At 71.3% G+C, this 13,190-nt stretch carries 12 protein-coding genes and 1 tRNA gene; 9 read left to right on the top strand and 4 right to left on the bottom strand.

All coding sequences use genetic code 11. The features are described from left to right. The first annotated feature begins 34 nt into the window (after positions 1–34). The 7 genes from KZX17_RS01815 (at position 35) to KZX17_RS01785 (ending at position 5,712) form a co-directional block, all read left to right on the top strand. Entirely contained in the window at positions 35–1,069 is a 1,035-nt protein-coding gene (locus KZX17_RS01815; RefSeq protein WP_248171141.1) for a zinc-binding dehydrogenase, read from the top strand. Then, positions 1,066–2,022 (top strand): aldose 1-epimerase family protein, encoded by a 957-nt coding sequence (locus tag KZX17_RS01810; protein WP_248171144.1) that lies wholly within the window; start codon positions 1,066–1,068, stop codon positions 2,020–2,022. Before KZX17_RS01815 ends, KZX17_RS01810 begins: the two co-directional genes overlap by 4 nt. Before the next feature lie 29 nt (positions 2,023–2,051). After that, positions 2,052–3,527: a serine hydrolase gene (locus KZX17_RS01805; protein ID WP_248171146.1), complete on the top strand. Its 1,476-nt coding sequence runs from the start codon at positions 2,052–2,054 to the stop codon at positions 3,525–3,527. Between the two features lie 61 nt (positions 3,528–3,588). Then, positions 3,589–4,233 (top strand): asparagine synthase, encoded by a 645-nt coding sequence (locus KZX17_RS01800; protein WP_248171147.1) that lies wholly within the window; start codon positions 3,589–3,591, stop codon positions 4,231–4,233. Positions 4,234–4,297: 64 nt separating this feature from the next. Next, a tRNA-Arg gene (locus KZX17_RS01795) sits at positions 4,298–4,370 on the top strand. Between the two features lie 466 nt (positions 4,371–4,836). Beyond that, on the top strand, positions 4,837–5,277 hold the full coding sequence (locus KZX17_RS01790) for a MarR family winged helix-turn-helix transcriptional regulator (RefSeq protein WP_248171148.1): 441 nt from the start codon (positions 4,837–4,839) through the stop codon (positions 5,275–5,277). Positions 5,278–5,289: 12 nt separating this feature from the next. After that, entirely contained in the window at positions 5,290–5,712 is a 423-nt protein-coding gene (locus KZX17_RS01785) for an organic hydroperoxide resistance protein (protein ID WP_248171149.1), read from the top strand. A 12-nt stretch (positions 5,713–5,724) separates the two neighbouring features. On the opposite strand, the gene KZX17_RS01780 is transcribed toward KZX17_RS01785, so the two are convergent. Both KZX17_RS01780 and KZX17_RS01775 read right to left on the bottom strand, forming a co-directional pair. After that, complete coding sequence (locus KZX17_RS01780) at positions 5,725–7,149, bottom strand: hypothetical protein (protein ID WP_248171152.1); 1,425 nt, start codon at positions 7,147–7,149, stop codon at positions 5,725–5,727. Positions 7,150–7,194: 45 nt separating this feature from the next. Next, a complete protein-coding gene (locus KZX17_RS01775; RefSeq protein WP_248171153.1) occupies positions 7,195–9,273 on the bottom strand; it encodes a prolyl oligopeptidase family protein in 2,079 nt (692 codons plus the stop codon). Positions 9,274–9,415: 142 nt separating this feature from the next. Between KZX17_RS01775 and KZX17_RS01770 the strand changes: the two genes are divergently transcribed. Beyond that, positions 9,416–9,868 carry an Hsp20/alpha crystallin family protein gene (locus KZX17_RS01770; protein ID WP_248171156.1) on the top strand — a complete coding sequence of 151 codons (453 nt, stop codon included), beginning with the start codon at positions 9,416–9,418 and terminating at the stop codon, positions 9,866–9,868. Between the two features lie 93 nt (positions 9,869–9,961). Here the strand turns inward: KZX17_RS01770 and KZX17_RS01765 are convergent, their stop codons facing one another. Beyond that, entirely contained in the window at positions 9,962–10,399 is a 438-nt protein-coding gene (locus tag KZX17_RS01765) for a MarR family winged helix-turn-helix transcriptional regulator (RefSeq protein WP_248171157.1), read from the bottom strand. 35 nt (positions 10,400–10,434) lie between these two features. Here KZX17_RS01765 and KZX17_RS01760 point away from each other — a divergent pair, with 35 nt between their 5' ends. Further along, the gene (locus KZX17_RS01760; RefSeq protein ID WP_248171159.1) at positions 10,435–12,225 is read left to right on the top strand and encodes a DUF2207 domain-containing protein; all 1,791 of its coding nucleotides are present in this window, start codon (positions 10,435–10,437) and stop codon (positions 12,223–12,225) included. 52 nt (positions 12,226–12,277) lie between these two features. Here the strand turns inward: KZX17_RS01760 and KZX17_RS01755 are convergent, their stop codons facing one another. Next, entirely contained in the window at positions 12,278–13,105 is an 828-nt protein-coding gene (locus KZX17_RS01755) for an alpha/beta fold hydrolase (protein WP_248171160.1), read from the bottom strand. Positions 13,106–13,190 lie beyond the last annotated feature (85 nt).

Raw genomic sequence — 13,190 nt, 5'->3', positions numbered from 1 at the left:
CGCGGCGGCGTCGCATCCGTAGTTGAATCGGAGGATGCGAGCTGCGTACATGTACGGCCCTGGTGATGTCCGCGTGATCGATGCCCCCGAGCCCCGGATCGAACACGCCACCGACGCCGTGCTGCGCACCGTCGTCGCCTGCGTGTGCGGCAGCGACCTGCATCCGTACCACTCGATGAAGCCCTCCGCGCAGGGGCGCTCGATGGGGCACGAGATGATCGGGGTCGTCGAGGAGGTCGGCGCCGACGTGCGCATCGTCGCTCCGGGCGATGTCGTCATCGTGCCCTTCGTCTTCTCCTGCGGCGTGTGCGAGTTCTGCCGCGCGGGGCTGCAGACCTCGTGCCGTGTCGCAGGGGTCTCGGTGCCGACCGGTGCCGGCGGCGCACAGGCCGAGCGCCGCCGTGCGCCCTTCGCCGACGGCACGCTGTACCGCGTCGACGTCGTCGAAGACGACGAGCGGATGCCGGGGCTGCTCACCCTGAGCGATGTCTACGGCACCGGCTGGCACGCCGCTGTCACCGGCGGTGTCGCGCCCGGGAAGGACGTCGTCGTCATCGGCGACGGTGCGGTGGGCCTGCTGGCCGTGCTGTCCGCCCGTCAGCTCGGCGCGGAGCGCATCATCCTCATGGGGCGCCACGAGGCGCGGACAGATCTGGGTCGCCGGTACGGCGCGACGGACGTCGTCGCGGAGCGCGGCGACGAGGGTGTGGCCGCCGTCCGCGAGCTGACGGACGGGCTCGGTGCGCACGTCGTCATCGATGCGGTCGGTCACCTGCCCGCATACGAGCAGGCGATGGGCGCCATCCGAGCGGGAGGCACCGTCACCCGCGTCGGAGTTCCCCAGTACGCCGAGGGGCCGCTGCAGCGGTTGCAGTTCGAGAAGAACGTCACGGTCACCGGCGGCGTCGCGCCCGTCCGCGCGTACATCGACCGTCTGCTGCCGGGCGTGCTGGACGGTACGGTCGATCCCGGGGCCGTCTTCGACCGTGAACTGGCTCTGGGCGAAGCCGCCGACGGCTACCGCCTGATGGATGACCGCGCCGCCCTGAAAGTGATGCTCCGCCCGTGACCTCTGCCGCACTGCCCCTCTCGGGCGCCCAGCACCGCATCCGCTCCGGGGCCTACGAGGCGGTCATCGCCTCGACCGGGGCGTCGCTGCGCGAATTGCGCCACGACGGCCGCGACCTCATCGTTCCGTTCGGCGCCGACGAGGTCCGTCCCGACTACCGCGGTGCGACGCTCGCCCCGTGGCCCAACCGGATCGTCGACGGCACCTACGCCTTCGAGGGCGAGGACATCGTCACCGCCCTCACCGAGCCCGAGCGCTCGCACGCCCTCCACGGCCTCGTCTCGTGGGCGGATTTCGAGCAGGTCGCCGCGTCGGACGACAGCGTCACCCTCGCCACAACGATCGCGCCGCAGTCGGGTTACCCGTGGCGCGTGCGCGTCGAGACGACCTACGCGCTCGGCGCCGACGGCCTCACCCAGACGGTCCGCGCCCGCAACCTGAGTGCCCGGCCCGCGCCGTTCGGCACGGGGCCGCACCCGTACCTGCAGGCCGGACCTGCGCCGCTGGACGAATGGACGCTCGCGCTGCCCGCGGCATCCGTCCTGGAAGTGACGCCCGACCGCCTCAGCCCCGTCGCCCTGCGCGCGGTCGCTGAGCACGACGCGGACCGTTTCGACCGGCGCGAACCGCGTCCCCTCGGCGCGGTGCAGCTCGACCACGCGTTCACCGACCTCGAGACGGATGCCGGCGGCGCAGCCGTCCTGCGCCTGACCGACCCCTCTGGTGTCGGCGTCGAGGTCACGTGGGGCGCGGAGTGCCCGTGGGTGCAGGTTTACACGGGCGACAAGCCCGAGGGGCCCGCGAACCCGGATCACCGGAACGGCGTCGCCGTCGAGCCGATGACGTGCGCGCCGGACGCCTTCAACGCCGCGTCCTACGACTACGACGCGGGTCTGTTGGTGCTCGAGCCGGGCGCGGAGTTCTCGGCGTCGTGGCGCATCGCCGCGATCTGACCGCGCTTCGCCGTCCCTAGGATGGCGGGATGACGTCGACGTCCGCCCCGCTGCCCCGGTCCGCCCCGTCCGCGCAGGGGGTGGATGCCGCCGGCGTCGACCGTCTGCTGGACGCCGTGGCGGACGCGGACATCGAGATGCACAGCCTCATGGTCCTGCGTCACGGACACGTCGTCGCGGAGGGCTGGTGGGCGCCGTTCGCGGCAGACCTGAAGCACCTCGTCTACTCGCTGTCGAAGACCTTCACCTCGGCCGCGGCGGGCCTCGCGGTCGCCGAGGGGCGGTTCGGCCTCGATGACGTTGTCGCCGATCATTTCCCCGAGCTCATCCCGAGCGACCTCGACGAGAAGTACCGCCGGTACCTCGTCCGTCACGCGCTCTCGATGTCGAGCGGCCACGAGCAGGAGGCACTCGACCGTGCGGCCGCGGCGAGCAGCGACGCGGACGGCGACCTGCTCGCCGGCTTCTTCCGGGTGCCGCCCGAGCGCGAACCCGGCACGATCTTCGCGTACAACCAGCCCACGATCTACGGGGTCGGACGGCTCGTGGCGAAGACCACCGGCGGCACGATCCTCGACTACCTGACGCCGCGCCTGCTCGAACCGCTCGGCATCCACGAGGCGCAGTGGATGATGCTCGGCGACGTCGAGATGGGCTTCAGCGGCATCCACGTCTTCACCGAGTCCCTCGCCAAGACGGGTCAGCTCGTGCTCGACGGGGGTGCGTGGCACGGTCAGCAGATCCTCGACCCCGCATGGGTCGCGGCCGCGACGTCGGAGCAGATGCAGAACGACGCCGCCCACCGCGCCCCGGGTGGCCTCGAGCCGACCGACTGGCAGCAAGGGTACGGGTTCCAGTACTGGATGAACCGGCACGGTTTCCGGGGCGACGGCGCCTACGGGCAGTTCATCATCGTGTGGCCGGAGGAGGACGCCGTCATCGTCACGACCGCCGAGACCATCGACATGCAGGCGCTGCTGAGCCTCATCACGACGCACCTGCGCCCCGCGATGACCGGTTCGGGGACGGCCGAGGCGGATGCCGCGCTCGCCGCCCGGCTCGCGTCGCTCGCGCTGCCGCTGCCGCACGACACCGGCGCGCCGTTCGCCGGCACGTTCGCCGCCGACGTGAGCTCGCCGGTCGTGGGTCCGTTCTCGTTCGGTGAGGCCGTGCCCGGCGCGCAGCAGGTGGAGGTGGTCGAGGCGGGCGACGGGTGGACCCTCCGCTTCCTCGGTGACGGTCTCGATGTGGCCCTCGCCGTCGGTCGAGGCGCGTGGGCTGCGGGGGAGTGGCCCGCATCGGCAGAGGGTCTCGACGCGGTGCCGTTCCGGTCGGTCGCGGGGGTGGATCCGGACGGCGTCTGGCGTGCGCGGCTGAGGATGATCCAGACGCCCCACACCCTGCAGGTCGACATCGCTCCCGGTGCGGCGGCGACGATCTCGTGGCGGTACCCGCCGCTGCGCGGTGACGGACCCGGCGGTCACGCCCTGCCGTCGCGCGGCTGACGGCATCCTCTCCTGGGTCTCGCAGCCGCCCTCTCGGTAGGATCGGAGAAGAGGGGTGAGCGTGACGGAGAATGAACGGGTCAAGACCCGAGACGTCGTCGCCGAGGGGCTCTACATCGCGTCCGCGGCGACGCGTTTGGCGTTGAAGAACCGCATCCTCGTGGACATCCTCGTCGACGGCGACGACTTCGATCCCGATCGGTTCGTGCCGGATGCCCGGGACATCCTCGTCTCGCTCGCGGAGGAGGCGGAGGCCGATGCCGACCGCACCGAGCGCGAGCGCAAAGCCGCCCGCAACCGATACTCGGATTCGAGCGGGACTCACGACTACCGCAGCCGTGACGTGCGCAACCTCCGGCGACGCCGCAAGCAGTCCCTGCACGTGGCGAAGGAGCTGCGCGCCCGCGCTGAGGATCAGGACGAGCTGCGCAAGCTCATCGCCGACGCGCGCGACGCCGCGTGGGGCGAGGTCTCGAAGAACATCGACCGGTCACTGCGGATCACCGCCGCCCGCCCGGATCTCGACGCCGACTACGAGCGGATGCGGGTGGCCCGCATGCAGGCGCTCCGCCTGGTGGACCTGCCCAAGCTGCGCGCGCATCGCCGCAGCGTCGCCAAGCAGCAGGCCCTCCGTGACGACGGCGTCGAGGCGGAACCCGTCGTCGAGGCCGCGCCCGGGCGGATCGATCCCGGCGAGCTCGAGTAGCCCGCTCGATTTCGGATGCGCGCATGCGTGACGTATGCTGTTCCTCGGCCCTGAAAAGGGCGACGCGCCCGTAGCTCAATGGATAGAGCATCTGACTACGGATCAGAAGGTTAGGGGTTCGAGTCCCTTCGGGCGCACACTGTGTTGAGACAGTCCAGAGAAGGCCCCGCTTCGGCGGGGCCTTCTCTGTTTCCGCGGGCGCCCGGCGGCTCGGCCCGGAGCGCGTTCGAGGGACGCGAATCGTCGCTCGCGCCGAAGTCGGCGACAGTTCGCGTCCCTGGAACGTGACGAGTCTGTGCTCCGGGGACGTGAACGGTCGCTGTGCGCCCTGCCGGGCGGCACATCGCGTCCGTTGTTTGAGCGTCGGTGCGGAATCGCGTCGTGCGCGATGCGGAGCGGAAGCGCCGCCGCCGGCGCGGCCGCGGGCCGCAAACCGCGGGCCGCGAACCGCGGACCGGGGGTCATCCGGCCCGTTCTCCGGATGGATCCGTCCTGGCGGCCCTTCGTCGGCCCCTTCTCCCCCATCCATCCGTAGAAACTCCGCGAGCCGCGCCCGCCTCTCGACAAATTGTGCGCAATTGAATTGCGTGCAACCATTGGAGCATGAGCGTGATCGACGACATGGTGTGCTTCGGCATGTATTCCGCGAGCCACGCGTTCGGGCAGGCGTACCGACGCGTGCTCGCACCGTGGAAGCTGACGTATCCGCAGTACCTCGTCCTCATCGCGCTCTGGGAGCAGCAGCCCCGCACCGTGGGCGAGCTGGGCGACCAGCTCTTCCTCGACTCGGGCACGCTCTCGCCCCTCCTCCGGCGCCTCGAGGCGCGCGGCCTCGTGAGTCGGTCCCGTCGCATCGACGACGACCGCGTCGTCGAGATCGCCCTGACCGACGAGGGTCGTGCCTTGCAGTCCGACATGGCCCCGGTCGGCGCCGAGATCGCGCGCTGCACGGGACTCACGGGCGAGAAGGCCCGCGCACTGCTCGACGCGGTGCACGAGCTGAACCGCGTCATGCGCGCCACCGACGAGGCATCCGCCTCCTGACGAAAGGACCCCATGGAAGCCCTCTACACCGCAGAAGCCCTCGCCACCGGCGGTGGCCGCAACGGCCACGTCCGCACGGTCGACGGTCTCGTCGACACCGACGTCCGCGTGCCCAAGGAGATGGGCGGCGCCGGCGGCGCCCCGAACCCCGAGGTGTTCTTCGCCGCGGGATACGCGGCCTGCTTCCACAGCGCACTGCAGTCCGTCGCGCGCGCCCAGAAGGTGACCCTCGAGGACACGAGCGTCGGCTCGCGCGTCAGTATCGGCTCCAACGGCGAGGGCGGCTTCGGTCTCGCCGTCGAGCTCGAGGTCGTCATCCCGAACCTCCCGCACGACCAGGCGCAGGCGCTCGCCGACGCCGCGCACCAGGTGTGCCCCTACTCGAACGCCACGCGCGGCAACATCGAGGTCACCGTCACGGTCGTCGAGGACTGACCTCCGCCGGACTCAGGCGGCAGGGCTCACGCGCAGCCAGCGGAATCCGCAGGCGGGCAGCGTGAGCCCTCCGCCAAGGTCCACGTCGACGCCTTCGACGAGATCCGAGGCTTCCGGCGCGAAGCCAGAGAACGTGACGGGATCGATCGTCACGGGGTGGGATGCCGCGTTGACGAGCACGAGCACGACGGCATCAGCCCCCGGGCGCTGCCAGGCGGCCACGGACGGCGCGGGCACGTCGAAGCCCACGAGCGTCGTCCCGTCGAACTCGGGCGTCGTGTGGCGGACGGCGATCAGCTTCGTCGTGTCGCGGAAGATGCGCCCCGCCGCGGTCGCGGCATCCGTCCTCGTCGCATAGCGATCGCGGGGTTTCTGCCCACGATGCACCCAGCGCGGATCGTCGCGGCGGTCGGGATCGTCGCGGAAGGTCTCGTCGTTCAGCGCGCCGACCTCGTCGCCGAGCCACAGCACGGGCAGCCCCGGCACGCTCAGGGCGACGGCATGCGCGAGGGCGAGACGCGCTTCCCCCAGATGCGAGCCCTGGCCGACGCCGGCGAGCGATGCCGCCGTCCCCGCGATGCCGCCGGGAACGGGCAGGCCGAGGCCGTCGGCATAGGCCGCGGTGAGCCGGTCGGTGTCCTCGTGCCAGACCACGGCGTCCGCGTCGCGGACGGCGGCCACATCCGCTCTGCCGCCCCGTCGACCGACCGCTCGCCGCAATGGGGCGGCGTCTCCCGTGGCGAGTGCCTGCCAGAGCGGTGCCGATCCCGGGGAGGCCGCCAGCACAGCGACACCGGGTGCCCCGATCGCGAGCACCGGCGCGATGACCGCGCCCACTGCGCGGTCGGCGATGATGAACGCCTCGACGCCGCGGTTCGCGAGGAACAGCAGGTCGTCGGCGAAGGACAGGATCGATCCGGATGCCGCCACGTCCACCGCGAGCGAGATGCCGGCCAGCCGCAGCGCGGCGGCGAGCTCGGTGAGACGGTCGATGGAACCGAGGCCCGGGTCCCCGCGGCGCAGGTCGACGGTCCCGTCGCCCCTCCGCGCGAACGGGGACTGCACGTGCAGCAGGCTGACGCCCAGCTCGCGGAGGTACGGGATCTCGTCCCGCAGCCCCGCCAGGTTGCCCGCGAACCGGTCCGCGTAGCAGGCGGCGCCCAGCGCGAAGCGCGAGGTCATCCGGTCGGGTCGGGCGGCGCGCTGCTCGCCGTGCACGCGCAGGTCGAGGGAGCGGGCGTGCGACGAGACGACCGCCGCGGTCACGAGTGCCGACAGCTCGGCGGAGGTGGCCCCCGGCATCCGCCCCACCGCGTCGTGCAGTGCGGCGAAGGACTCGTCGATGCGCACCCGCAGCGCGTCGTCGACGCGCGCTGCGTTCTCGGCGGCGGACAGGGCCGCGGCGAGCTCGTCGTCGACGGTCCCGATGGTGCTCATGCGGTGGACCTCCCGCCCCCAGCGTAGAGGGCGCACCCCGGACGCTCAGGCGCCGCGCGCCACCGTCCGTTCGAGGAAGGCGTGGATGGTGGCGTGCAGCGCGGCGGTCGTTCGCGCGTCGATCGCGCCGGCATGGCCGCCCTCGACGGGCTCCAGGTAGTGGACCTCGGCGTCGGTCTCGTCCGCCATGCGCGCCGCCATCTTCCGCGCCTGCACCGGCCCCACGCGGTCATCGCTGGCGGCCGCGTAGATGAGGGATGCCGGGTACCGCCGCCCCGGCTCGATCAGATGGTACGGCGAGAAGGTCTTCACGTACTCCCACTGCGCGGGGTCGTCCGGGTCGCCGTACTCGGCGATCCAGCTGGCACCGGCCGACAGGCGCGTGTAGCGGCGCATGTCGAGCAGCGGCACACCGCACACGACGGCCCCGAAGTCATCGGGATACTGCGTCAGCATGTTGCCGACGAGCAGCCCGCCGTTGCTGCGCCCGTGGCAGGCGATGCGGTCGGCCGTCGAGACGCCGCGGGCGACGAGATCGCGCGCGACGGCGGCGAAGTCCTCGTAGGCACGATGGCGATGCTCGCGGAGGGCGGCCAGATGCCACTGCGGCCCGAACTCCCCGCCGCCGCGGATGTTCGCCACGACGAACACGCGCCCCTGCTCGAGCCACGCCGGCCCGACGATCGTCGGGTACTCGGGCGTGAGCGCGTGTTCGAAGCCGCCGTAACCGCTCATCAGCACCGGGAGGACGCCGTCGCGCTCGCGGGGCCCGACTTCGAAGTACGGGATGCGGGTGCCGTCGGCGGACGTCGCCCAGTGCTGCTCGGCGACGAGACCATCGGTGTCGAAGGTGGCGTGGCTGCGGTCGACGATCCGCGGTGCGCTGGCAGCGGCATCCGTGCCCGGGTGGACGGCCGCGTCCAGCACCAGCAGCGTCGGCGGGGTGAGGAAGCCGCGGGCGAGGACCCACAGTTCGTCGTCCTCGTCGGGGTCGAGCGCCGCGACGTTCGCGCTGAACAGGTCGGCGTCCCCGAGTCCCAGGTCGAGGTCGACAGCGGCGAACGTGTGCGGATCGAGCGACGCGAGTCGGCTTCGGACGCGATCGAGGATCGTGAGCACCAGTCGGTTCCGCGTCCACGACCACGTCTCGAGCACCGAGGTCGAGGTGGGTGCGAACGCGACGCGCAGCTCGGACGCATCGCCGGTGGTGACGGTGTCGACCGGGCCGACGAGGAGCGTGCCGGCGGGATGCGTCGTGCCGCCGATGCGCCACGGCGTCGTGGTACGGACGGCCACGAGGTCGCCGTGGACGTCCGCGTGCGCATCCTGCGGCACGGCCAGCAGCCGCGGCTCGTGCCCGTCCCAGATCCACGCCTCGGAGTGGAAGAAGTCGTGGGCGACGATGACGACGGGCGTCGCGGACCCGCCGGTGTGATCGACGTGTGCGAAGACGCCGACGTCGCCGGCGACACCCATGACGATGGGGGGTGCATCGTCGAGGGACTCGCCGCGGCGCCATGCGCGTGCACTGATCGGGTACCCCGAGTCGGTGACGCCGCCGCCGTGGAGCGCGGTGGCGACCAGGAGCGTGTCGACGTCGATCCAGGCGACGCGGTGCTTGTCGGCGGCGAGTGTGAACGGCCGGTCGTCGACGAAGCGGAGGGTCTCGAGGTCGAACTCGCGGACGACCGCGGCGTCTCCACCGTCGGGACTCAGCCGGACGAGCGCACGGCCGCTGCCCGTCGGGGCGTGCGTCGCGCCGGCGAACGCCCACGACGTGCCCTCGTCGCGGCCGAGCGCGTCGACATCGAGCAGGGTCTCCCACTTCGGGGCGCCGTCCCGGAAGGCGGCCAGCGCACTCCGTCGCCAAAGGCCGCGGGGGTTGTCGGCGTCGCGCCACAGGTCGTAGACGAGGTCACCGTGCCGGCTCGGGACGACGAGACGGTCGGGGTCCTGGAGGATGCCGGTCAGACGGTCTTCGAGGGCGTCGCGGTCGGGTCCGGCGAGGGTGCGCTCGGTCTCGGCGGTGCGATCGGCGGCCCAGGCGCGGGCCGCCGGGCCGTCGACGTCCTCCAGCCACAGGAACGGGTCGGCGGGCTCGGGCGCAGTCTCGGCGGCACTCATCGGGCCAGCCTACGGGCGCATCGGCGGGCCCTCGTTCGCCCTCGGAGAACCGTTGGCACTCGACCACCCCGAGTGCTAATCTGGACCTACTTGAGCCGCACGGGCTCAACTTTGAGACCACGAACAGACAAAGGAGAGAATCATGGCGACCTACGACCCGTTCCGTGACATCGACCGCCTCGCGTCGACGCTCTTCGACACGCGCCGCGGCCCGCGACGGATGCCGATGGATCTGTACCGCGACGGCGACCACTACGTCCTCACCGCAGACCTCCCGGGCATCGACCCGGGCTCGGTCGACATCGACGTGGACGGCCAGCTGCTGACGATCCGCGCCGAGCGGACCCTCGCATCCGGCGACGGCGTGAAGTGGATCACCCGCGAGCGCGAAGCCGCGAGCTTCCTGCGTCAGCTGAATCTCGGCCAGGGCATCGACACCGAGGCGATCACCGCCACCTACGACAACGGTGTCCTGAGCGTCACCATCCCGGTGAGCGAGAAGGCCAAGCCGCGCAAGGTGGCGGTGCAGGCCGCCGGCTCGAGCCGCACCATCGCCGCGAGCGAGAGCGACGAGCCGCAGCCCATCGATCAGTGAGCGACCGCTGAGTCCTCACATCGCTGAGCCACTGCAGCGCTGAGACGTCGGACGCCCCGCATCCCGAATCGGATGCGGGGCGTTCGGCATTCGTCAGCGTCCGTCGACGCCTCGCAGCTTCGCGGTCAGCGACTGCAGCTGGGACAGCTCGTCATCGCTGAGCACCGACATCCGCTCGGCGATCGTCCGGCCGTGGACCGTCGCGAGACGCCGGAAGGTCGACGCGCCCTTCTCGGTCGCCCGCAGGATCGCCCCGCGTCCGTCGGCTGGGTCGGGGCACTTCGCGACGAGCCCCCGCGCGACCATCCGGTCTACGAGCCGCGAGACGCTCGGCTGGCTGATCAGCATGTTCGCGGTGACGTCGCGCAGGCGGGCGGTGTGCTCATCGCAGCGCGTGACGGTCAGGAGCACGTCGTACTCGGCGCTGGAGAGGTCGTCCTCGTCGAAGTCCTGCGAGATCTCGCCCATCACTTCGTGCTGCGCGCGGAACAGACTCTCCCATGCGGCGATGGCGAGGCGTCTGTCGGTCATGGCGTCCACTGTATCCCCGCTCATAGGGTGTCAGCGTGGACATATCCCTGCGTCGGCACGTTCGATTCGCGGCATCCCTCGCCGTGGCCGTGGCAGCCGTGCTCGCGGCCCCGCAGGCGGCCTCCGCCGACGTCGAGGACTTCTCCTTCGAACGCCTCGAGGTCGACTACACGCTCACGCGTGCCGGTGACGGCACGAGCCGGATGCGGGTCGTCGAGGAGTTCGTGGCGGTCTTCCCCGAGACGGATCAGAACCGCGGCATCCGCCGGGTCATCCCCGACGAGTACGACGGGCAGCCGCTGCGCCCGTCGTTCGAATCCGCCGTCGACGCGGACGGGGCCGCCTGGGAGGTGGTCGAGACCGACGACGGTGACGACGGGCTCGTCGTCACCGCCCGGTCCGAGGACTACGTGCACGGCAGGCAGACCTTCGTCTTCACCTACACGCTCGACAACGTCACCCGGGAGTTCCCGGACACCGGGATCGAGCTGTACTGGGACGTCAACGGCTTCGACTCGCAGCAGCGCTTCGGCGAGATCACGGCGCGCCTGCACCTGGACGGCGACGTGGCGGATGCCGTGGGTGCGACGGCCTGCTACGCCGGCGCATTCGACGCCGAGACGCGCTGCGACGGCGTCGACCTGACCAAGACCGGGACCGGGGTGACCGTCACCGCACGGCAGGCCGATGTGGGTCCGCACGAGTCGCTGACCGTCGCCGTGGGGTTCGCGGACGGGACGTTCGAGCCGGTCGACACGTCCTACCTCGCCACGCCCCTCGGGTGGGGGCACGCTGCGGTCGGCGCGGGGCTCGTCGGGTCGCTCGGCTGGGCGCTGTGGCTGCGTCGGCGACGACTTGCCGACGGGCCGGGGCGGCCGACGATCATCGCGGAGTCCGAGCCGCCGCCGGGCGTCGACGCCCTGCAGGCCGCGGTGCTGCTCGAGAAGACCGGGAAGGCGATCCCCGCGGAGGTCCTCGAGCAGGCCGTCGTCGGATCCATCCGCATCACCGAGGGTGAGAAGCCGCGCTGGGGTTCCGCGAAGCTCGTCGCCGAATTGATCGACCCGGGCCGCGCCGACGAGAACGGCCGGGTCCTGCTGAACGGACTCTTCCCGAACGGCGAACCCGGCGACCGGTTCGAGTTCGGATCGTCCGACACCCGCTTGTCGACGACCGCCCAGAAGATCTTGAAGGATGCCGCAGCCGGCCTGAAGGAGCGCGGCCTCCGCCGCGAGGTCGCCGCACGGGTGCGCGTCGCTCCGATCCTCGTCGTCGTGGCGCTGCTCGCGGCGCTCATCGTCCTCACGATCGTGCTGGCCGAGCGCGCGGTCCAGCCGCTGTGGCCGATCGCCCTGCTCGTCGTCGGGATCGTCGCGGTCCTCGCGGTGGTGGGGCTCGTGATCCGGACCCCCCTGACCGCGGAGGGCGCCGAGATCCGTGATCACCTCGCGGGCCTCCGCAGGTTCATCGAGTGGGCCGAAGCCGACCGCATCCGGATGCTGCAGGCGCCCGGGACGGCGGAGCGCGTCCCGCTGGACACCGACGACCCGCGCGCGATGCTCGACCTCTACGAGCGCCTGCTCCCGTACGCGGTGGTCTTCGGGCAGGAGCGGCAGTGGGCGAGGCATCTGGCCGTGCTCTACGCATCGGCGGGCGTCGTCGCGCCGGTCTGGTACGCGGGAACGGGCGGGTTCGACGCGGCATCCTTCTCGTCCGGCATCGGTTCCCTCTCGGCCACCACCTCATCGTCGTCCTCGACGGGCGGATCCTCCGGCGGCGGCAGTGCCGGGGGCGGCGGAGGCGGGGGAGGCGTCGGCGGCGTCTGAGTCACGCGGACGGGCGAGGCGGGGGTCCACGACTGGACCCCCGCCTCGACGGTCACCGGGTGACGAAAGGCAGCAGGATCGCGTTCACCTCGGCGGCGTGCGTCCACAGCATGCCGTGCGGGGCGCCGTCGATCTCGTGGTACTCCGCCTCGGGGAAGGCCTGGTGGAACGGCCTGCCGGTGGCGTCGATCGGCAGGATGTTGTCCGCCGTGCCGTGGGCGATGAGCGCAGGCTTGCCGCTGGCGCGCACGGCGGCGACGTCGTCGGCGAAGTCCTCGATCCACGTCGGGACGACGGCGTACGCCGCCACCGGTGCACTGCCGCTCGCGGTGTTCCAGCTGGCGCGGACGGCCTCTTCGGAGATGCGTGAGCCGAGGTTCTCGTCGAGGTTGTAGAAGTCCTTGTAGAACTGCGTGAACCACGCGAACCGGTCCTCGCGGGCGGCGCGATCGATGCCCTCGAACACGGACTTCGGAACGCCGTGCGAGAGCATCCCGGGCTCCAGCGAGGCGAGGAACGCGAACTTCGCGACGCGATCGGTGCCGAACAGCTTCGCGTAGCGTGCCAGCTCGCCGGTGCCCATCGAGAAGCCGACGAGGATGACGTCGGTGAGGTCGAGCGTCGTGAGCACGGCGTCGAGGTCCGCAGCGAACGTGTCGTAGTCGTATCCGGTCGAGACCTTCGATGAGGCGCCGAAGCCGCGACGGTCGTAGGTGATGACGCGATGCCCCGCGTCGAGCAGTTCGCGCGTCTGGCGCTCCCACGACGTGCCGTTCAGCGGATATCCGTGGATGAGGACGACCGGCTGGCCGCTCCCGTGATCCTCGTAGTAGAGCTCGATGGGGGTCGAGTTCTCGTCGCCGACGGTGATGTAGCCCATGATCAGCCTTCCTGTCCTGAGAACGATCGTTCTCTTCGAATGACGAATAGACTAGAGAACGAACGTTCTCGACGCAACATTCCCC

This window comes from Microbacterium sp. EYE_78 (assembly GCF_023149035.1).
Classification (GTDB): domain Bacteria; phylum Actinomycetota; class Actinomycetes; order Actinomycetales; family Microbacteriaceae; genus Microbacterium.
This window is presented reverse-complemented; position numbering and strand designations above follow the sequence as displayed.